This window comes from Flavobacterium ginsenosidimutans, assembly GCF_037478105.1.
Lineage (GTDB): Bacteria > Bacteroidota > Bacteroidia > Flavobacteriales > Flavobacteriaceae > Flavobacterium > Flavobacterium ginsenosidimutans.
In genome coordinates this window covers 2026826-2048835 of the sequence record NZ_CP147988.1, presented here as the reverse complement: position 1 = coordinate 2048835, position 22010 = coordinate 2026826, and the positions used below count along the sequence as shown (strand labels likewise).

Here is a 22010-nt window from a genome sequence, read left to right as displayed (position 1 = left end):
ATCGTGAACATAAATTATTTATATTGCATTAAAAATAACTTAAATCATCATGAAAAAATTTCTCAAAGTACTTTTGCTTGTTGTGGTTCTTGCTTTTTTATATTTCGGATTTACCACTTATCCGAAACTTGATTTAATTTCTGGCTTCTCTGCCAAAAGTGTCGCTTCAGGACATTTTATTGATAATCGTCCGTTGGATTTAATTCAAAAAACAGACAATGATATCAATTTGGTTGATTTGGCTAAAAATTCAATTGATGATGCTGGAAAATTTGCCGTTTCAAATGTTTATGGTTTAAAGGAAAGAAAAGCAATTTATCGAGAAGGTTTAGGAGCGGTTTTGATTAATGATGATTTTGATGTCTCAAAACCGTATCTGCTTCCAAAAAGAACGAAATTAGAAAACAATCTTGCTTTTCCATACGGAAATAATGAACCAAAAGATTCTGCTTTCGCAAATGTTGATTACACAAAATTAAAAAGTGCAGTTGAAAATGCTTTTGATAAAAATGGTGGAAGAGCAAAAAGAACTCGCGCTGTTATAGTTTTGTACAAAGATCATTTAATTGCTGAAAAATACGATACTGGTTTTAATAAAGACAGTAAAATTTTAGGTTGGTCAATGACTAAAAGTATTACAAGTTCGGCTTTTGGAGTTTTGGCGAAACAAGGAAAAATTGATATTTATAAACCAGCTCCAGTTAAAGAATGGCAGAACGACGAACGTAAAAATATTACGCTTAACGATTTGCTTCACATGAATTCAGGTTTAGAATGGGAAGAGAATTACAGTACAATTTGTGACGCTACAAAAATGCTTTTCCAGGCCGAAGATATGGGAAAAGTACAATTGGATAAACCAGCGCAATTTAAACCTAATACACATTGGAATTATTCGTCTGGAACTACCAATTTATTATCTTTAATTTTAAGAAGACAATTTAAAACACAACAAGAATATCTTGATTTTTGGTATAGCGCCGTAATTGATAAAATCGGAATGAACTCTATGATTGTCGAACAAGATATGTCAGGAACATTTGTAGGATCGTCTTACGGATGGGCAACACCAAGAGACTGGTCAAAATTTGGATTGTTATATCTTCATAAAGGAAATTGGAACGGTGAGCAGATTTTAGATGAAAGCTGGGTAAAATATACCACAACGCCAACGAATACTTCTGATGGAAAATATGGTGCACAATTTTGGCTAAACGCGGGAGGAAAATTCCCGGATGTTCCTAGAGATATGTTTTATTGCAGTGGATATCAAGGTCAAATGGTGGCGATTATTCCGTCTAAAGATATGGTTATTGTGAGAATGGGAGTGAGAGAAGGTGATAAAAGTTTTGATTTTAATGGTTTTTTAAAGGAAGTTATTGCTTCTGTTGGGAAATAAAATTTTACCGCAAAGACGCTAAGTAAAAAGCGCAAAGTTCGCAAAGTTTTGTAATAAACCTTTGCGAACTTTGCGTAACCTTTGTGTCTTTGCGGTAAAACCTGACTACAAATCAAATCCTAAATTCACGCCTAATTTCATGGCAATGATTTTAGTAATTCTTTGTTTTAATTCTGGTATTTTAATGCTTTCGATAACGGCATTTGAGAATGCGTACATCAATAAAGCTTTAGCTTCTTTTTTCGGGATTCCACGAGACTGCATGTAGAACATTGCTGTTTCATCCAATTGTCCAACTGTACAACCGTGAGAACATTTTACGTCATCAGCAAAAATCTCTAATTGTGGTTTTGCATTGATTGTCGCTTTGTCACTCAATAAAATGTTGTTGCTTTTTTGGAAAGCATTTGTTTTTTGAGCTTCTTTTTCTACCAAAACTTTTCCATTGAAAACCCCTGTTGAACGATCAGAGAAAATTCCTTTATAATCTTGAAAACTTTCGCAATTTGGCGTTGCGTGGTTTACCAAAGTATAATGATCAACGTGTTGTTTATCATTTAATATCGAAATTCCGTTTAACGTACTTGTCAATCTTTCACCAAAATGGTAAAAGTTTAAGTTGTTACGTGTTAGATTTCCACCAAAAGAGAAAGTGTGTACGTAAGCGTGACTTTCTTGCTGCTGCGAAACATAAGTATTGTCAACCAAATTCGCTTCGCTATTATCGTTTTGAATTTTGTAATAATCAACAATTGCACGTTTTTGAGCAAAAATCTCCGTAACAGAGTTTGTTAAAACTGGATTTTCATTTAAACTTTGGTGACGCTCAATAATCTGAACATGTGAATTTTCGCCTACAATAACCAAATTTCTTGGCTGAACCATTAAAGCAGCTTCGTTTCCAGTTGAGAAATACATAATCTCAATTGGTTTGTCAGCTACTTTTTTCTTTGGGATATTGATAAAAGCACCTTCAATTGCAAAAGCAGTATTTAATGAAGTCAAGCTGTCATCTTTACTTGCAATTTGATTAAAGTAGGTATCAATAACCATTTTATATTTTGGTTTGGTCAATGCCGAAGACATCAAGCAAACATCGATTCCGTCATGCGTTGTAGAAGACAAATGTGAACTGAAAACTCCATCAATAAATACTAATTTGTAAGTGTCAATTTCGTGTAAAAAGTATTTTTTTACTTGATTGAATTCGATTGCATTTTCTTGCTTTGGAAAAACCGTAAAGTCATTTTTTAAGATGGCATTTAGCGATGTATATTTCCAAGCTTCTTCTTTTTTGGTTGGGAAACCTTTATTTTCGAAGTTTTTTAAAGCATTTGTGCGTATGTCATGTAAATCTGAATGTACATCAACACGCTCTTCAAAAGCCATAAAAGACGATACTAATTTTTCTTTTAAATCCATTTTGTTTTTGTTTCCTTCGGTGTTTCAGGTTTCAAGTTTCATGTTGCCTATTGAAACTTATTTCCTTTGAAATCTTTTTTATTTAGATAAGTGATAAAGTTTTTTATTTTACCGCTTAAATTTTCATAATCCTTTTTTAAAACTTCGAATTTTTGTTCCGAAATATATTCAAAATCAAAAACGCGATATAACTGAGATCTCGTTTCTCCGGCTGAACCTTTTGCAATTGATAAAAATTGTCGAAATTCTAAATTTCCATCTCTTTCAAAACCTTCTGCAATATTATCCATTACAGAACCTGAAGAATCTTTTATTTGATTTTTAAATCTGAGATCTGATCTTAACTCTGTATGAACTGCAATAAGATGAATTTCTTTTGCTAATCGTCGAGCTTCTTTCCAAATTTCTAAATCTTCAAATCTATTAATTGTTGCCATTTCTGTTTTTATTTATAAGTTAAAGATTACAAATATAGTTTGTAACTTGAAACTAAAAAAACATGAAACCTGAAACAAATTAATTCTCTGCTTTGATCCAGTCGTATCCTTTTTCTTCTAATTCGTAAGCCAATTCTTTTCCGCCAGATTTTACGATTCTACCGTTGTAAAGTACGTGAACGAAATCAGGAACGATATAATCTAACAAACGTTGGTAGTGCGTGATAACGATAATAGCGTTTTTGTCGCTTTTTAATTTGTTTACACCATTAGCCACAATTCTTAAAGCATCAATATCAAGACCAGAATCTGTTTCGTCAAGGATAGCTAATTTTGGCTCTAACATTGCCATTTGGAAAATCTCGTTTCTTTTTTTCTCTCCTCCAGAAAAACCTTCGTTTAAAGAACGAGAAAGAAATTTACGGTCGATTTCTAACAATTCAGATTTTTCACGAATCACTTTCAGCATTTCGTTAGCTGGCATTTCCTCTTGTCCGTTTGCTTTACGGGTTTCGTTGATGGCAGTTTTCATGAAGTTAGTTACACTAACCCCAGGAATTTCTACTGGATATTGAAAAGAAAGGAAAACACCTTTGTGTGCTCTCTCTTCAGGAGCTAAATCTGCAAGATCTTCTCCGTCAAGGATTACCTCTCCGTCTGTAACTTCGTAGTTTTCGTTTCCTGCAATAACAGCAGAAAGTGTACTTTTTCCAGAACCATTTGGTCCCATGATAGCGTGAACTTCTCCAGCTTTTACTTCTATATTAATTCCTTTAAGGATTTCTTTATCACCAATTGCGGCGTGAAGGTTTTTTATTGATAACATCTTTTTTTTGTTTAAAGTTTCAAGTTTCAAGTTCTCAGTTGTGCTGAAAAGCGAAACTTTGAAAAATCTTTTATTTTAATATGATATAAAATTCTTTTTTAATGGTTAAAAACTTGGTTTTTAACCTACAGATCCTTCTAAAGAAATCTCTAATAATTTTTGAGCTTCAACAGCAAATTCCATCGGAAGTTTGTTCAGGACATCTTTACTGAAACCGTTTACAATTAAGGCAATGGCTTTTTCGGTTGGAATACCTCTTTGGTTACAGTAAAATACTTGATCTTCTCCAATTTTACTTGTAGTTGCTTCGTGCTCAATTTTAGCCGATGGATTTTTACTTTCGATATAAGGGAAAGTATGTGCACCGCAATTGTTGCCCATTAACAATGAGTCACATTGAGAAAAATTTCTTGCATTCTCTGCTCTTGGAGAGATTTGTACTAAACCGCGGTAGCTATTTTGTGATTTTCCAGCTGAAATACCTTTAGAAATAATAGTCGATTTAGTGTTTTTTCCTAAATGGATCATTTTAGTTCCTGTATCAGCTTGTTGGAAATTATTTGTTACAGCAATTGAATAAAATTCTCCTACTGAATTATCTCCTTTTAATACGCAAGAAGGATATTTCCAAGTTACAGCAGAACCAGTTTCAACCTGTGTCCAAGAAATTTTAGCATTAGTTTCGCATAAACCTCTTTTAGTCACGAAGTTGTAAACTCCACCTTTTCCTTCTTTGTTTCCTGGGAACCAGTTTTGAACAGTAGAATATTTAATTTCAGCATCATCCAAAGCGATTAATTCAACTACAGCGGCGTGCAATTGGTTTTCGTCACGGCTTGGTGCTGTACATCCTTCAAGGTAAGAAACGTAACTTCCTTCATCAGCAATAACTAGAGTTCTTTCGAATTGTCCAGTTCCTGCTTGGTTGATTCTGAAATAAGTTGAAAGTTCCATTGGACATTTTACACCTTTTGGAATATAACAGAAACTTCCATCAGAAAAAACAGCTGAGTTTAATGCTGCGTAGAAGTTGTCTTTTTGAGGTACAACAGTTCCTAAATATTTTTTTACTAATTCAGGATGTTCTTTAATAGCTTCAGAAATTGGACAGAAAATAATTCCTTTTTCAGCCAATGTTTTCTTGAAAGTTGTTGCTACAGAAACAGAATCGACAACAATATCCATAGCGACATTGTTCATCATTTTTTGCTCATCAACAGAAATTCCTAATTTTTTGTACATCTCCAATAATTCTGGATCAACATCGTCCAATGTTTTATTAGGATCTACTTGTTTTGGAGCTGAATAATATGAAATCGCCTGAAAATCTGGTTTTTCGTAACGAACATTTGCCCATTCTGGCTCGATCATTTCTTTCCAAGCTCGGAAAGCCTCGATACGCCATTCGGTCATCCATTCAGGTTCTTCTTTTTTAAGAGAAATAGCTCTTACAATTTCTTCGTTTAAGCCAATAGGGAAAGTCTCAGATTCTATATTGGTATAAAATCCGTACTCATATTCTTTAGTTTCCAGTTCGATCTTTAAATCGTCTTCGGTGTATTTGCTCATTATATTTTTAATGTTGTCTTAAAGTTTTTAAAGTCCAAAGTTTTTAAGCCAGTTAGAGTCTTAGAAGATTTTATGGCTTTCGGCTTTTGACTATAAAGAAAATGATTCTCCGCAACCGCAAGTTCTGCTTGCGTTCGGATTATTGAAAACGAAACCTTTTCCGTTTAATCCGCCAGAAAATTCTAAAATTGTTCCAGCTAAATAAAGGAATGATTTTTTTTCAACAGCAATTTGTATGTCGTTGTCAACGAATATTTTGTCGTCTTCTCCTTTGGTTTTGTCAAATTTTAAATCGTAAGACAAACCAGAGCATCCACCGCTCTTTACACCTACTCTTACGTAGTCGTGTGCGGCGTCAAAACCATCGTCAGTCATCAGGTCGATGATTTTCTTTTTGGCAGTATCAGAAACTTTTATCATTGTTCTTAGATGTTTGTTTTTAATGAACATTTTTGATCTGTAATGAATTTAGTACAGATTTAAAACGCTAATTTTCAATGTTAAATAGAAATTATTTGCAAAGATACGACTTAAAAACCTTTTTCCATAACGGTTCACATTATTATAACAAATGAGAAAATAGATATTACTTATTTTGGTAAAATCGATCTTAAAAACAGTTTCAACAATTTCAAAAAAACCTTTTTTTAGAATTAAGCGGCAAAGATCGCTCCTAAATGTTAAAAAACAAGTATTTATACTGATTATAGTCGTTTTTTATTCAATATTTTTGCAGGAAATTGTGAGTAATTATGAAAAAACAAAATGAAATGAAGTGGTTTAAACCCTTGTTTGCAATAATTTTTGTTTTAGGAGCGGGTGCCGCGGTTCTCGTTTTTAGTAATGAGACTGATAATAATGAAAATGAAGCTAAAGCTAAAGAGGATAATATTGTAAATATAATCTCGTCTGAGAGTAAGGAAACAAGCGAAAAAAAGAATATTTTAGATTCACTAAATACTTTAAAAACAGCTTATGACGAGGCTATTTTAGAAAAGACTGCTTTGTCAAAAGAATTAGAATTAGAGCGTAAGAATGTCGAAAATCTAATGGCAATTATTAAAGTTTCTAATAATCCATCGGCAGAACAAATTAAAATTTATCGAAATCAGCTATCAGATTTGAATTCTTCTTTAGAAAGCAGAGTTCAGGAAATTAAAAAGTTGAAATCTCAGAATAAAAATTTATTGACAGAGATTGAAAGTCAGAATGTTGTCATGTATCAGCAAAAAGCGGAAAATGATACTTTGCTTTTGAAACAAAAGAAATTGGAATCGACTCTTAAAGATGCTTCAAAACTTTATTTAAGCAATTTTAAAGCAATTGCCCTTCGCGAGAAAAGTTCTGGGACAGAATTAGAAACGACCAAGGCGAAGAATACTAAAAAACTTAAAATTAGTTTTACTGTTAACGGAAATGCTGTTGCAAAAACAGGAAAAAGAGTTTTTTACATTCAGGTATTAGATCAAAAAAATACAGTTTTAGGTGATAATAAACTAATTGAGTTTGGGAACGACAAAGCGCTGGTTTATAGCTTTATTGTCAGTGCAGATTTTCAAGGAAAGTCTTTAAGCGCTTATGGGGTTTTAAATGCAGATCAGTTTAAGAAGGGAACTTATTTTGTGAATTATTTTGATAAGCAAGAAATCATGGGAAGTACTTCGGTTACATTAGAATAATCGAAGTTTTTAGCATTAAATCTTAGTAAAAGGAGTTTGAATTTTCTAGCTTTGTTCTTTTAGAAAATCATTCTCATGAAACTTTACCCTATAGAATCCGGAAATTTTAAGTTGGATGGCGGCGCGATGTTTGGCGTTGTTCCTAAAACTATTTGGAATAAAACCAATCCTGCCGATGCCAATAATTTAATTGACATTGCAGCTCGCTGTTTGCTGATCGAAGACGGAAATCGTCTTATTTTAATTGATACCGGAATGGGGGATAAACAATCAGAGAAATTCTTCGGATATTATTCGCTATGGGGATCACATTCTTTAGATAAATCTCTGGCTAAATATGGTTTCAATCGAGATGATATTACAGATGTTTTTATGACTCATCTTCATTTTGATCATTGCGGTGGAAGCGTTCAATGGAATTCGGATAAAACAGGATATGAGCCAGCTTTTAAAAATGCAAAATTTTGGACCAATGAAAATCATTGGGAATGGGCTACAAAACCAAACGCAAGAGAAAAAGCTTCTTTTTTGTCTGAAAATATTCTTCCAATGCAAGAAAGCGGACAATTGAATTTTATTGAAAGGCCTGAAACTGATTTTGGTTTTTCGGCAGCACTAGGTTTCGATATCTATTATGTTGACGGTCATACCGAAAAACAAATGATTCCGTACATTAAATATAATGATAAAACGATTGTTTTTTGTGCCGATTTATTGGCTACAGCCGGACATATTCCACTTCCGTATGTAATGGGTTATGACACAAGACCTTTGCTGACAATGCCTGAAAAATCAAAGTTTTTAAATGCAGCGGCAGATCATAATCATTATCTCTTTTTAGAGCACGATGCACATAATCAAATTATAACGGTTGAACATACAGAAAAAGGCGTTCGATTGAAAGAAGTTTTTACCTGCGAAGAGGTTTTTTAAACGAAATAATTAAACATAAAAAATCCCATTTTCAATATTTCTGAAAATGGGATTTTTTTATTTAAAGGAATTAAAATCTATTCTACAATAACCTTTTTTGCTGAAGCAGCGTCTCCGCTTATTAAATATATATAATAAACTCCTTTTGGTAGTCCAGATAAATTAATGCTATTATCTGTATTGCCAGAATTTAAAGTAAATGATTTCACAAGCTGACCTAATGTGTTGTAAACGTTTGCTTTTTCTAAGTTTAGGTTTTTAATGTTTAATTCTCCTTTAGTAGGATTTGGATAAATTACTGCTTGATTACGAGTAGATTCATCAACACCAAGATTTTTACAAGTATTAGCATAAACAGTAGTTGATTCTTTTATGTTTGACCAATTTGCATTTGAATAATTCTCGTCATCAACTTGTATACAGCTAAGAGCTGTAAGCCCTAAGAAAGAAGTGTATAATCCAGAAGCTGATTTTTTGCCAGTATTTGATGGCAGAATAAAGTTAGCATTGTTTCCGTTTCTAAGATTTAAAGAAACCAAAGGATTATTAACCACATATACAATTGTAAGCTTAGTATTTTTAGATAAATCTAATGTTGTAAGCTGATTTGAAGAAGCATCTAACGTTTCAAGTAGTAAATTGTTGCTTACATCAAGAGAAGTAAGTTGATTGTTGCTTAGGTTTAAGGTTGTTAATGAAGTAAAATATTCAATTCCAGTTAAATCTTTGATGTTGCTATTTGAAAGGTCTAAAGTTGTAACAGAACTTACGTTTTCAACTGTTATTTTTCCGTTTAAACCATCAGTATCAATTCCTAAATCAATTAATTTTTGTTCGAAATTAGTATCTGAAAGCACCACAGTTGTTGTCTCACATGTGGTATTATAAGTTGCATTTGCATCTTTAAGAGTAGCCCAATTTGCGTTTGAATATACAACGTCATCAACTTGAATACAAGTCAAATTTGGATTGTTTGTAAATTTTGTATAATTGTTTAGAAGGAAATTTTTATTATTTCCATTCTTCAAATTTAGACTCGTTAATTGATTAGAAATAGCATATAAACCAACCATGGAAGTATTTACGCTAAGATCTAAAGTGGTTAGTTGGTTTTTTGAACAGTTTACATATTCTAAAACTTTATTTTTGCTTACATCCAAAATTGTTAATTGATTAGATTGACAATATAGTTCTGTTAGAGTAGTGATTTTAGAAACATCCAATGAGGTTAATTTATTTTCGCGACAATCCAGCAGATTTAAAGCGGTATTATTGCTTACATCTAAACTAGTTAATTGACTTGTATTACAGCCTAAAAATGTTAAAGCAGTATTTGAGCTTACATCTAAAGAAGTATATAGGTTTGAACCCGAATCTAATTTTGTTAGCGCCGTATTTGCTTTAACATCTAAAGATGTTAATTGATTCGCATAGCAGCTCAAATTAAGCAAAGCAATATTATTGCTTACGTCTAAAGAGGTTATTCTATTGTTATTACAATCTAGAGTGGTTAGAGCGGTATTTTTACTTATATTTAATGTTGTTAATAAATTTTGGCCACAATACAAATCAGTTAATGATACAAAATCTTGTATTCCTGTTAAATCTGAAATATTACTTTTGGTAAGGTTTAAGAACTTTACAGTGCTAATATTATGAGTAAGAACTTTTCCATTTAATCCATCAGTGTCAATTCCTAATTCGATTAATTTTTGTTCAAAATTAGCGTCAGGAATCAAGGTGTAAGATGGTGGTGCAGGAGTGTACAAAGCCGAAAGCTCTGTTGGAGTCAGGACACGATTCCATATAGCAATATCGTCTAAAACTCCTTCAAAATAATCTTTTTCATTGTTTTTTCCTATTCTTATTGAATCTCCAAAACCATTAGCAAACAAATCTGCAGTTCCAGACAGTTCGAGAACGTTATTGATATACAATGAAAAGAAATTAGTGTTATCGTCAAAAGTCAAAGCAAAAAAGGTCCATTGACTATTGAAGTAATTTTCTTGAGATGAAAAAGTTTGTTCTTCAAAAGTGATATCTAAATAACCTTTAGAATAAAAGCTTATTTTAAAAGCGTTATCTGGATTGTTTCCGTAATTTATTACTGCAAAATCCATGCTTTTGCTAATAGGCCAAGCGGCTTTAAACCAACCAGTAATTGTTCGAGTATTATTGACTTGAGGATTGTTTGCTAAATAGGGTTGCATGCTGCTGTTTATTCCATTAAACGAGCAAGCCGAATTGCTATTTCCAAATCGATCAGAGACAAAAGTAAGATTTGAGGGGTTTCCATTGATATTATTTCCACTTATGTCATTTGTATTTCCATTAAAAGGATAGTAAAAAAGTAATCCATTTGCAGGAACATTCGAAGGAAGTGTTTGGGCAAAGGACGATAAACCGATTAAAAAAAGTAAAAAAAGTAATTTTGTTTTCATAGGCTAAAGCAGTTTTTGGATTTACAATGATACAATATTCATTTTATTATTTTTTACGGAAAGACGTAACGCAAGAGAAATATTAAAGGATAACAGAATGACAATTAGAAATGTTCAAATAAAAAAATCCCATTTTCAGTATTTTGAAAATGGGATTTTTGATTTAACTATCCGTAATTTTAATTGGTTTGAAACTTCCAGATTTGACCAACAGTTTCACCACCCTGATTGTCTTTTACGACAACTCTCCAGTAGTATTGTTTAGTCGATTCTAAAGTTACATTTAATGTATTTGCCTTAATATTGTCACCAACTTTTTTGACTGGCGGATTTACAATATCAAGGAAAACATCATACGTTAACTGATCTGCTGTATCAACATCAGATCCTATCCAACTCAAATCTGCCGTTGTAACAGCCAATTTACTATTCACTGCCGGCTGAACCAAAGTAGGAGCAAATGGCAAATGATTTACTACCGCAGTTCCAGCAGTGTAAAATTTGAAAGTTGAAGAATAAGCGCTTGATAAACCTTTACTATCCGTGGCTTTTACTCTCCAATAATATGCTGTGTTTTTATCTAAAGCTAAACTGCTTGTTGAAAGCGATGAATTTTCAAGCGTGCTTACAATTTGTGCAAATCCATTGTCTTTTGCAATTTGAATCTGATAGACAATAACATCTTTCTGCGCATCTGTAGAAGCATTCCATTGAAAAGAAACATTGTTGTCTAAACATAGTTTATTGTCAGCTGGCGCAGCTAATACAGGAACTGTAGGCGCTGTATTGGTTGCAGGTGGAGTAACTTCTGTATCGTCTCCACCACCTCCGCCACAAGCAGCAAATAGTAAACAAGCAATTGATAAGTATATAGAATTCTTCATTTTTTATTTTTTTATGATTTTAATGTATTCAGGAGTTTCCGAATAAATCTTTGCTGCATAAATTCCTGCAGGTAAATTTTCAAGATTTAAAACAGCTATTCCGCTTTCAGTGTTGTAAGTTCCTTTAGAAACCAACTGACCTCCGAAGTTGTATAATTCTATCGCAGTTTCAGTTTTAGCGCCCGGAATTTCAATTTCTATAACTCCATACGTTGGATTTGGATAAGCTAAAAGCATCGTACCTAATTCGGCAGAAGTAACTTTTTTAGCAAAAACACCTTCACAAGCTTTTGCAGTTGTAACTTCAATTAATCCTGCTTTGTTCACATCAACACTAAAGTTTGTGTCTGTAGTTTGAAATTGCGCTGTACCATCAATAAATACAGTAAATGGAGCAGTTCCTTCTGTGATTTCAACATCTACTTTTTTAGAACTTACATTAGATTTTCCTGTAATGGTTGCTCCTTTTGCAATAGTTACATTAAAGTTTTGCTCAAAAATCATATTAGGAATAGTGATTTTGATGCTGTAAACACCTGGAGTTAAACTCGTAACTTGTAAAGTATTGTTTGTAAAAGTATACGATTTGTCATTTATTGTAGCAACGTACTCAAAAGCATTTTTGGCAACAATACTGATTTCGCCATTATTTTCTCCCAAGCAAGATTCACTCTTAGTTTCAACAGCAAAATTGTTTGCAGGAACTACTATTTCTCCAGTACATTCTGTGTTATAGGTTGCAATATTATCTTTTTTATACAACCAGTTTTGATTTGCATAGTCTACATCATCAACAAGAATACAGTATAATTTAGGATTCGAAGTAAATGATAAATAAGGAGTGCTTAATAAAGTATTTTTACCATTTCTTAAGTCAAGGCTTGTTAACTGATTTGAGTCTACTAATAAATTTGTTAAAGCTGGATTTTTAGAAACATCAATAGTTTGAATTTTATTTCCAGAAATTTCCAAATATCTCAAAAGAGGGTTTTTAGAAACATCAATAGCCGTTATTTGACAGTTTTTTGCATATAAATAAAGCAAATTAGGATGTTGAGATACATCAAGGCTTTTTATAGCTGCATTGTTAGAAATACTAATAGTATATAAAGATAAATTATTTGAGATATCGATAGTACTTAATTGATTTGAAGAAATGCTTATAGACTCTAAATCTTTATTTGCTGAAAAATCAATCTCTGTAAGTTTGTTAGTATATAGACCCAACGTTTTTAATGAAGTGTTTTTAGAAATATCTATACTTGTTAATCCATTGTTGTTAGCATTTAATAATTTTAGCAGAGTATTAGAAGAAACATTTAATTCAGTTAGACTATTAGAACTACAATCTAAAGTTTCTAATGCCTTGTTTTTTGATAAGTCTAAAGTACTCACTTTATTATCTGCCATATCAAGATGTCTTAATTTTAGGTTTTTAGAAACATCTAGTTTTGTAAGAGCTCCATGGTAACAGTATAGTTCTTCTAACGATGCAAAATCTTCTATACCTGTTAAATCTGTGATTTGATTTGTTAAATCAAGAGCATACAAAGTTGTAAGATTTTCGATGCTTGACGTTAGGACTTTTCCGTTTTCACCATCTTTATCGATTCCATTTGAAATTAAGACTTTCTCAAAATTCGGGTCAGGAATTAATGTGTATTGAAGATTTTCGGCACACGCATCAACAGAATAAGACGCTGTTGCATCTTTTGCAATCCATTTTTCAGTAGAAAATGCAACGTCATCAACTTGAATACAAAGCAAATTAGGATTATCAGCAAAGTTTCCAAAAATCATGTTTTGCATATTGGCATTGTTTCCATTCTTCACATTTAAATTGTAAAGATTATTACTAGCACAATCAAATTCTTTTAGATTGGTGTTTTTAGAAACATCAAAATATTTTATTTTATTGAAGCTCGTGCTTAAGTTAGTAAGCGCAATACTTTTTGAAACATCTAAAACTGTAAGCTCATTGTGAGAGCAGTCTAAATGTGTTAAATAAATACTATTAGACAAATTAAGAGATGTAATAGCGTTATTGCTACAGTTTAAATTAGTCAATAAAGTATCATTACCGTAGTAAATTTTAGTAATAGTCAATTTTGTTATAGCATTATTACTGCAATCTAAAGAAGTCAATGATGGAGCTTGTGCAGCATCTAAAGCAGTCAGCTGATTTTTGCTGATGTTTAAATTCTCTAACAAACTGTTTTTAGAGAAATCTACAGTCGTTAATGCATTATTACTACAATCTAAAGTTTTTAAAGAAGTAAAATCTTGGATTCCGGTTAAGTCTGTAATTTGGCTTCCAGAAATATTTAAACTGTTTAAGTCAACAATATTTAAAGTTTCCACTTTTCCATTTTTTCCATCTTTATCGATTCCAAGAGCAATTAATTTTTCTTCAAATTTAACATCCGGAATTAGAGTATAAGGAACAATTACAGGGCAGGCATCTACAGAGAAACTTGCGGTTACATCTTTTCTTTCTGTCCAGTTTGTATTTGCATAGTCAACATCATCAACTTGGATACAAGCTAAATCAGGATTGTCTAAGAAATTTGCACTTGAACCTTTAAGTAAGGTATTTGCTCCATTTTTTAAATTAAGACTAATCAGTTTATTACCGCCCACATAAACAAATGAAAGTTTAGTGTTTTTAGAAAAATCTAATTTTCTGATTTGATTTTGGGAAATACTTATGCTGCTTAATTCTAGATTTTTTGATAAGTCTAAAGAAGTTAAATAATTTCCATACGCATTTAGATAATAAACCTTTTCATTCGTAGATAAATCTAATGTGTTTAGTTTATTATTTTCAATAGATAATGCTTCTAATTTTAAATTGCCTTTAAAATCAACACTAGTAATTTTATTATTACCAATATATAACGTTTTAAGTTCAGCATTTTTCGCTAAAGATATCTCTGTTAGATTATTGCTTCCAACATCTAAATAGGTTAATAGGATATTTTTAGAAACATCAATTTTTGTTAAACTATTACCGCTAACATCTAATTGTTGTAATGAAGTAAAATCTTCAATTCCAGTTAAGTCAGAGATGCCTGATCTGTATAAACTAAGAGACTTTAATTCAGCAATGCTTTCTGTTTTTACTTTTCCGTTTTTTCCATCTTTATCAATATTTAAAGCAATCAATTTGTCTTCAAATTTTGAATCAGGAATAATTGTATAAACATTACAATCTAAATTGAAACTTGTAATAGCATCTTTAGTAACTGTCCAATTTTCTGTAGCGGTAACATCTGCAACTTGAATACATTTTAACGTTGGATTACCAGAAGAATTTATAGTTGTTAAAGCACTGTTTTTAGAAACATCTAATTTCTCTAATATGTTACCCGATACATTCAAATTAGTTAAACTTGTAAAGCCTTCAATACCTTTCAAGTTAACGATAGAAGCATTTGACACATCCAAAGAAGTAAGGTCTTTAATGCTTGAAGTTAAAACAACTCCATTTTTTCCATCAGTATCAATTCCTAAATCAATTAATTTGTCTTCAAATTTTGAGTCTGCTATATAAGTTACCAATGAACAATCTATGTTAGAGAAATAAGCCTCTTTATCTTTATTTACCCAATTAGCATTAGAATAAGCAGTGTCATCTACAAGAATACATTTTAGATCTGGATTTGAACCAACAGCAATATTATTGATTATAGTGTTATTGCCATTTTTTAAATTTAGGCTTTCTAATTTGTTAGAATAAGAACTAAAATTCTTTAAACGTGTGTTTTTAGAAAGATCAAGTTTTGTTAATTGATTTGAGTAAACACTTAAATCAGTTAATAATGGGTTTAAAGAAAGGTCAATTGAAGTCAGTGAATTTGCAAAACCAGTTATAGATACTAATTTACTGTTTTTAGAAAAGTCAATTGTAGTAATCGAGTTATTATAAAAATAAAGAGAAGCTAATTCAGTATTTTTCGTAATATTTAAAGTAGTCAATTTGTTATAACTAACATCGAGACTGTTTAGCTTTGTCGAGTTAGAAACATCAATAGTGGTTAACGAGTTGCCATAAAATGATAAAGTTAGTAATTCTGTATTTTTTGAAAGATCAATTGTACTTAACTTATTACTATCTGCAGACAGATAAATTAGCTTAGTGTTTTGTGAAACATCTAAGCTAGTCAATTCGTTACCTTGAATATTAAGACTCTGTAGTAAAGTATTTTTAGAAACATCAACTGAAGTTAAATCATTTGAAAAAGCAGTAAAATAAATTAATGCAGTATTTTTTGAAAGATCAATCGTAGTTAATTTGTTACTTCCAATATTCAATGAAGTTAAAGATGTATTTTGCGATACATCCAATGTTTCTAATTGATTGTAATTAAGGTTTACCTCTGTTAGTTTTGTGTTTTTACTAAGATCAACTTTTGCTAAAGGACCATTTCCAGTGTAAGGAGATCCGTTGCATTTTAATGTCTTTAAATTTTTAAAATCCTGAATTCCTGTCAAATCTGAAATGCCAGTTTCAGCAAGATCCAAAGTTTCAACATCTATAATACTCTCAGTATTAACTTTTCCATTTTTACCATCTCTATCAATTCCTAATGAGATTAATTTGTCTTCAAATTTTTCATCTGGAATAAGCGTATAGAAATTACAATCTAAACCAAAAGAAGTCGTTGCATCTTTTGTTGTTGCCCAAGTATTTGCACTTTCAACATTAGCTACTTTAATACAAATCAAAGAAGGATTATTAGAAGTGTTTAAAGTTGCAATTTGCGCATTTTTAGAAAGATCTACTTTTTTTAATAAATTATTAGAAGCATTCAAATTTGTCAATGATGTAAAACCTTCAATACCACTTAAATCTGTAATTGAACTATTAGAAACATCAAGTGTAGTAATTGCTGAAACGCTTGTTTTTAAAACAGTTCCGTTTTTACCATCAGTATCAATTCCTAAATCAATTAATTTATCTTCAAAAGCTGCATCAGCAATTTTTACTACTGTTGCGCAGTCATAATTTGAGAAAAATGCATAAGATTCTTTATTAGAAGCCCAATTCGTATTAGCATAATTTACATCATCTACAGTTATACAAGTAAGGTCTGGATTTCCTTTAAAAGTGATGCGATTCGTTAATAATGCTGTATTATTACCGTTTTTAAGGTTTAAACTCGTAAGTTGGTTCGATGCACATTCTAAACTAAACAAAAGAGTATTTTTAGAAACATCCAGAGATTTTAGTTTATTTACATTACAAACAAGAGATGTTAAAGCAGTGTTTGCAGAAACATCAAGTGCAGTTAATTGGTTACTGAAGCATGATATAAAGTCTAACTTAGTATTTTTAGACGTATCAAGTGTTGTTAATAAATTAGACCAACACATTAACCTGTATAATTTCAAATTTTGAGAAATATCAAGAGTCGTTAATGCATTTGAATAACAACTAAAATCATATAATTCTGTGTTTTTAGAAAGATCCAAACTTGTTAAGCCAAGTCCGCTTACACTTAAAGAAGTCAAAGCTATATTTTTAGTAACATCTATACTTTTAATATTCGTGTCAGAGCAATCTAATGCTGTTAACTTCAGGTGTTTAGTAGCATCAAATGAACTTATAGGGTTGTTGCTAATTGATATTTGCTCTAACAGAAGATTATTTGTAAGATCGATTTCAGATATTTTATTTCCATCTATTGTTAAATAAGTTAATTTAACATTTTTCGAAACATCTAAACTTGTTAATTGATTAGCATAACAACTTAATTCAGTAAGATTTAAATTCTTAGAAACATCTAAATTTTTCAGTTTACCATCGCCACCATTGGAGCTGGAATATGAGACTCCATTACATCTTAACACCTGTAATGCCTCAAAATCCTCAATTCCTGTCAAGTCAGAAACTTGTCTTGTGTTAACAGACAATGATTTTATGTTTTTAACATTACTAGTAAGTACTCTACCATCTGGCGCTCCAGAATCTATACCTTCAGCGATTAAGAAATTTTCAAATTCGATATCAGGAATAGTAGTATATTGTTCTGTACCTGCAATATAAACTTGAACATCGTCAATTAAAACGTCAAAAGAGGCAGCATCAAAACTAAAAGTTGAGATCGATAAATCATAAGAAAGATCTACATCTGGAGTAAAAGAAGCTTCTTTTACAGTCCAAGAGTTATTTGTAGCAAACGTACTGCTTGACAGAGCGGTTCCGCTACCATTTTTTGAGATATTCAATGAAATAGGATGAGTTCCATCAAAATTGTTTGTAAGATACTTATACTTAAATTTAATGGTATAAGTAACACCTCCTTTTAGTGCAACTTCAGTTGTAATTTTTGGAGACTGAGTTGTGTAAGACAACATAGCGCTAATTGCACCTTCCGCAGAAGTATAGCTGGAAGTAACAGTATTTGCAATTGTCCAATTTTCAGGTACGCCTGCGTTCCAAGTTTCAAATCCAGGATTAGAGACTAAATTGGTTTGCGAATAAATAGAAAAATTTGCCAGAAACAGCAACAAGAGTAGTTTTGCTTTCATAGATAAAATTTAGAATTCGGTTGCGCAATTCTACCCAATTAAATCCGATAAACCTTACGTGAAGCCGTAATGACTATATTATTTGTTGTTTTTTTTACATTTATAAAATAAATAATAAATCCAAAGTATATTTTTTGAAAACAAATGATGTTTAATTGTTTGATTTTTAGTCGTTTGATAATATTCTGATTTTGAATAATTTCATTTAAAATTTCATAACACATTGTTAACGGTTAGTTTTTTGTAACAAAAAAGCATAATTTAGACCCATCTTTTAACTTTACATATATTTATAGATACATGAATCATATAAAACCTCTTAAATTATCTGCTTTTGCATTACTTGTTTTAGCAGGTTGTAATGCAACAATGCAGGCACAGGCTTCGGCTCCTAAAGAGTTTATAAAAGCTCCTTTAGCAGTTGTAAAAAAAGCTCCAGTTAGTGAAAATGAATTAAAAAGATGGAGTCACCTTGATTTGATAAAAGATTCTATCCCGGGAATGAGTGTTGACAGAGCTTACGCCGAATTACTGCAAGGTAAAAAAGGTCAGAAAGTGATTGTTGGAATCGTAGATTCTGGTGTCGATATTGAGCACGAAGATCTTCAGGGAATGATCTGGACAAATCCTAAAGAAATTCCAGGAAACGGAATTGACGACGATAAAAACGGATTTATCGATGACGTTCATGGATGGAATTTCCTTGGAAATGCAGTTCACGAAAATCTTGAAATGACACGTGTTGTTAAAAAAGGAGATGATGGTTCAGCTCAGTACAAAGAAGCTTTAGCGCAATATAATGAAAAATATCAGGAAGCTTTAAAAGATAAAGAACAAGTAGATTTTTTACTTGATGTTCATAATACAATTAAAAAAGAGCTTAATAAAACTACATACAAAATTGAAGATTTAAGTTCAATTACTTCAGCAGACCCAAATGTTTTGAGAAGTAAAGCAATTATGACTCAAATTTTCACAAATGCGGGACCAACTTTTGATCCAGAAGCTGATTTTGGAGAATATAAAGATCAAGTATATGATCAAATAGATTATAACTTGAACAAAGATTTTGACGGAAGAAAAATTGTTGGCGATAATCCAAACGATATTAAAGACAATCATTACGGGAATAACATCGTTTTTGGACCAGATAAAGAAAAAGCACTTCACGGAACTCACGTTGCTGGAATTATTGCTCAAATTAGAGGAAATAATTTAGGAGGAGACGGAGTAGCAACAAACGTTGAAATTTTGACTGTTAGAGCAGTTCCAGATGGAGATGAGTACGATAAAGATATTGCTTTGGCAATTCGTTATGCAGTAGACAATGGAGCAAAAGTAATTAACGGAAGTTTCGGAAAAAGCTTTTCTCCGCAAAAACAATGGGTTTATGATGCCCTTGCTTATGCTGCAAAAAAAGATGTTTTAATTGTTCATGCTGCTGGTAACGATGGTTACAATATTGATGAAACAAAAAACATCAACTATCCAAATGACTCTAAAGACAACGTAAAAGAGTTTACAGATAACGTAATCACAATTGGAGCAATTAACAAATCTTATGGAGAAACAGTTATTGCACCGTTCTCAAACTTTGGAAAAATAAACGTTGACGTTTTTGCTCCAGGTGAAGAAATCTATGCAACAGTTCCAAACAATAAATACAAATATTTACAAGGAACTTCAATGGCATCTCCAAACGCAGCGGGTGTAGCAGCGTTGATTCGTTCTTACTATCCAAAATTGAAAGCAGCTCAGGTTAAAAAGATTTTAATGGACTCTGGAGTAGCGCTTCCTTCAAAAGTTGTTTTAGGTACGAGTGAAAATCCTGGAGAAAGACCACCTGCAGTTTCTTCTGCAGAATCATCAAAAACTGCAAAAATGGTAAATGCTTACAATGCTTTATTAATGGCAGAGAAGATGTCAAAAAAATAAACATAAAACACTATTAATCCAATGGAAGGGCTAACGCTCTTCCATTTTCTATTACAAATAAAAATGCGAAAAATTATTTTACTTTCTTTCCTAAGCTTAGGTTTAAACTCAGCGTTTGCACAAAGCGCTCCATATTGGCAGCAGCACGCCGACTATAAAATGGAAGTTTCGATGGATGTAAAAAACTATCAGTACAAAGGAAAACAAGAGTTGGTTTACACCAATAATTCTCCTGACACTTTAAAAAAAGTATTCTATCATTTATTTCCAAACGCTTTTCAGCCAGGAAGTGAAATGGATGCACGCCTTCATTTTATTAAAGATCCAGACGGAAGAATGGTAAATAAAGTAAAAGGCGCTGATGGAAAAGAAGTAAAACAAAGCCGCATCGAAACTTTAAAACCAAACGAAATTGGTTATTTAAAAATTACAAACTTCAAGCAAGATGGTGCCGTAGCTCAAACAAGAGTTTCTGGAACAATCTTAGAAGTAACTTTGGCTAAACCAATTTTACCAAATTCTAAAACTACTTTTACATTAGATTTTGACGGACAAGTTCCAGTGCAAATTCGTCGTTCTGGAAGAAATAATTCTGAAGGAGTAGAACTTTCAATGTCACAATGGTATCCAAAATTAGCTGAGTTTGATTTCGAAGGATGGCACGCAGATCCATACATCGCCAGAGAATTTCATGGAGTTTGGGGTAACTTCGATGTAAAAATTACAATCGATAAAGATTACACAATTGGAGGTTCTGGATACTTACAAGACAAAAACTCAATTGGACACGGTTACGAAGATGCTGGTGTAACGGTTACTTATCCTAAAAAAGCAAAAACGTTAACGTGGCATTTTATCGCGCCAAACGTTCACGATTTTACTTGGGCTGCAGATAAAGAATACAATCATGATATTGTAAAAGGACCAAACGGTGTAGATTTACATTTCTTTTACAAAAACAACGAAAAAACTACTGCAAACTGGAAACAGCTAGAGCCTTTAATGGTTAAAGTAATGGAATATTACAACCAAAGAGTTGGAGCTTATCCATACAAACAATACTCATTTATTCAAGGTGGAGATGGCGGAATGGAGTATGCAATGTGTACTTTAATGTTAGGTAACGGAACTCTTGAAGGAATTCTAGGAACTGCAACTCACGAATTAGGACACTCTTGGTTTCAGCATATTTTGGCTTCAAACGAATCAAAACACCCTTGGATGGACGAAGGTTTTACAACTTACATCGAAGACAGTGCTTTGAATGAATTAAAAGGAGACAAAAAAGAGGTAAATCCTTTTACTGTAAATTACAAAGCTTACTACAGTTTAGTAAATTCTGGTAAAGAACAGCCACAAGGCACACACGGAGATCGTTACGACGAAAACCGTCCTTACAGCATTTCATCTTATGTAAAAGGAAGTATTTTCCTTTCTCAATTAGAATATGTAATTGGAAAAGAAAATGTTGATGCAACTTTAAAAAGATATTTCAACGATTTCAAATTCAAACATCCAACTCCAAATGATATCAAAAGAACAGCAGAAAGAGTTTCTGGAGCTGAGTTAGATTGGTACCTTACAGATTGGACAGAAACAACAAATACGATCGATTACGGAATCAAAGACGTTGCTGATAATGCAGGAAAAACAACAGTTTCTTTAGAAAGAATTGGAAGAATGCCAATGCCAATCGATTTAAAAGTAGATTATACTGACGGAACTTCTGAAACATTCTACATTCCGTTGAGAATGATGAATTTCATTAAGCCAAATCCAAACCCGAACGAGAAAAGAACAGTTCTAGAAGATTGGGCTTGGGCACAGCAAAACTATAGTTTTACAATTGATAAAAACAAAACTGCGATCAAAAAAATCACTATCGATCCAAGCGGATTAATGGCTGATGTGAAGCAGACAAATAATGTTTTTGAAGTGAAATAATCTTCAA

Annotated in this window: 13 protein-coding genes; 5 read left to right on the top strand and 8 right to left on the bottom strand. The window is 32.0% G+C overall.

Features of this window, described 5'->3' with window-relative positions; translation table 11 throughout:
* The first annotated feature begins 49 nt into the window (after nt 1-49).
* Complete coding sequence (locus V6624_RS09050; RefSeq protein WP_338841601.1) at nt 50-1399, top strand: serine hydrolase; 1350 nt, start codon at nt 50-52, stop codon at nt 1397-1399.
* 105 nt (nt 1400-1504) lie between these two features.
* Here V6624_RS09050 and sufD read toward each other — a convergent pair whose 3' ends face one another.
* The 5 genes from sufD to V6624_RS09025 form a co-directional block, all read right to left on the bottom strand.
* The gene (gene sufD, locus V6624_RS09045) at nt 1505-2821 is read right to left on the bottom strand and encodes a Fe-S cluster assembly protein SufD (protein WP_338841600.1); all 1317 of its coding nucleotides are present in this window, start codon (nt 2819-2821) and stop codon (nt 1505-1507) included.
* A 47-nt stretch (nt 2822-2868) separates the two neighbouring features.
* Entirely contained in the window at nt 2869-3258 is a 390-nt protein-coding gene (locus V6624_RS09040; RefSeq protein WP_111286340.1) for a four helix bundle protein, read from the bottom strand.
* A 79-nt stretch (nt 3259-3337) separates the two neighbouring features.
* Nucleotides 3338-4084, bottom strand: coding sequence for a Fe-S cluster assembly ATPase SufC (gene sufC, locus V6624_RS09035; RefSeq protein ID WP_008466070.1), 747 nt, complete (start codon nt 4082-4084; stop codon nt 3338-3340).
* Nucleotides 4085-4204: 120 nt separating this feature from the next.
* Nucleotides 4205-5653 (bottom strand): Fe-S cluster assembly protein SufB, encoded by a 1449-nt coding sequence (gene sufB / locus V6624_RS09030; RefSeq protein ID WP_111286338.1) that lies wholly within the window; start codon nt 5651-5653, stop codon nt 4205-4207.
* A 90-nt stretch (nt 5654-5743) separates the two neighbouring features.
* Nucleotides 5744-6073, bottom strand: coding sequence for a HesB/IscA family protein (locus tag V6624_RS09025; protein ID WP_111286450.1), 330 nt, complete (start codon nt 6071-6073; stop codon nt 5744-5746).
* Between the two features lie 350 nt (nt 6074-6423).
* Here V6624_RS09025 and V6624_RS09020 point away from each other — a divergent pair, with 350 nt between their 5' ends.
* Both V6624_RS09020 and V6624_RS09015 read left to right on the top strand, forming a co-directional pair.
* Nucleotides 6424-7332, top strand: a complete 909-nt coding sequence (locus tag V6624_RS09020) for a hypothetical protein (protein ID WP_338841599.1) — start codon at nt 6424-6426, stop codon at nt 7330-7332.
* A 75-nt stretch (nt 7333-7407) separates the two neighbouring features.
* On the top strand, nt 7408-8265 hold the full coding sequence (locus V6624_RS09015; RefSeq protein ID WP_111286334.1) for an MBL fold metallo-hydrolase: 858 nt from the start codon (nt 7408-7410) through the stop codon (nt 8263-8265).
* A gap of 77 nt (nt 8266-8342) precedes the next feature.
* Here V6624_RS09015 and V6624_RS09010 read toward each other — a convergent pair whose 3' ends face one another.
* The 3 genes from V6624_RS09010 to V6624_RS09000 all read right to left on the bottom strand — a co-directional run bounded on the left by V6624_RS09010 (nt 8343) and on the right by V6624_RS09000 (nt 18124).
* Complete coding sequence (locus V6624_RS09010; RefSeq protein ID WP_338841598.1) at nt 8343-10706, bottom strand: leucine-rich repeat domain-containing protein; 2364 nt, start codon at nt 10704-10706, stop codon at nt 8343-8345.
* A gap of 179 nt (nt 10707-10885) precedes the next feature.
* Entirely contained in the window at nt 10886-11590 is a 705-nt protein-coding gene (locus V6624_RS09005) for a hypothetical protein (RefSeq protein ID WP_111286330.1), read from the bottom strand.
* Between the two features lie 3 nt (nt 11591-11593).
* Nucleotides 11594-18124, bottom strand: coding sequence for a T9SS type A sorting domain-containing protein (locus tag V6624_RS09000; protein WP_338841597.1), 6531 nt, complete (start codon nt 18122-18124; stop codon nt 11594-11596).
* 300 nt (nt 18125-18424) lie between these two features.
* Between V6624_RS09000 and V6624_RS08995 the strand changes: the two genes are divergently transcribed.
* The gene (locus V6624_RS08995) at nt 18425-20059 is read left to right on the top strand and encodes a S8 family peptidase (RefSeq protein WP_338841596.1); all 1635 of its coding nucleotides are present in this window, start codon (nt 18425-18427) and stop codon (nt 20057-20059) included.
* 63 nt (nt 20060-20122) lie between these two features.
* Complete coding sequence (locus V6624_RS08990) at nt 20123-22003, top strand: M1 family metallopeptidase (protein WP_338841595.1); 1881 nt, start codon at nt 20123-20125, stop codon at nt 22001-22003.
* Nucleotides 22004-22010 lie beyond the last annotated feature (7 nt).

Coding starts and splice junctions, on each gene's coding strand:
- V6624_RS09015 (WP_111286334.1), top strand. CDS start 7,408: ATGAAACTTTACCCTATAGAATCCGGAAATTTTAAGTTGGATGGCGGC.
- V6624_RS09050 (WP_338841601.1), top strand. CDS start 50: ATGAAAAAATTTCTCAAAGTACTTTTGCTTGTTGTGGTTCTTGCTTTT.
- V6624_RS09025 (WP_111286450.1), bottom strand. CDS start 6,073: ATGATAAAAGTTTCTGATACTGCCAAAAAGAAAATCATCGACCTGATG.
- V6624_RS08990 (WP_338841595.1), top strand. CDS start 20,123: ATGCGAAAAATTATTTTACTTTCTTTCCTAAGCTTAGGTTTAAACTCA.
- V6624_RS08995 (WP_338841596.1), top strand. CDS start 18,425: ATGAATCATATAAAACCTCTTAAATTATCTGCTTTTGCATTACTTGTT.
- V6624_RS09000 (WP_338841597.1), bottom strand. CDS start 18,124: ATGAAAGCAAAACTACTCTTGTTGCTGTTTCTGGCAAATTTTTCTATT.
- V6624_RS09005 (WP_111286330.1), bottom strand. CDS start 11,590: ATGAAGAATTCTATATACTTATCAATTGCTTGTTTACTATTTGCTGCT.
- V6624_RS09020 (WP_338841599.1), top strand. CDS start 6,424: ATGAAGTGGTTTAAACCCTTGTTTGCAATAATTTTTGTTTTAGGAGCG.
- V6624_RS09010 (WP_338841598.1), bottom strand. CDS start 10,706: ATGAAAACAAAATTACTTTTTTTACTTTTTTTAATCGGTTTATCGTCC.
- V6624_RS09040 (WP_111286340.1), bottom strand. CDS start 3,258: ATGGCAACAATTAATAGATTTGAAGATTTAGAAATTTGGAAAGAAGCT.
- sufC (WP_008466070.1), bottom strand. CDS start 4,084: ATGTTATCAATAAAAAACCTTCACGCCGCAATTGGTGATAAAGAAATC.
- sufB (WP_111286338.1), bottom strand. CDS start 5,653: ATGAGCAAATACACCGAAGACGATTTAAAGATCGAACTGGAAACTAAA.
- sufD (WP_338841600.1), bottom strand. CDS start 2,821: ATGGATTTAAAAGAAAAATTAGTATCGTCTTTTATGGCTTTTGAAGAG.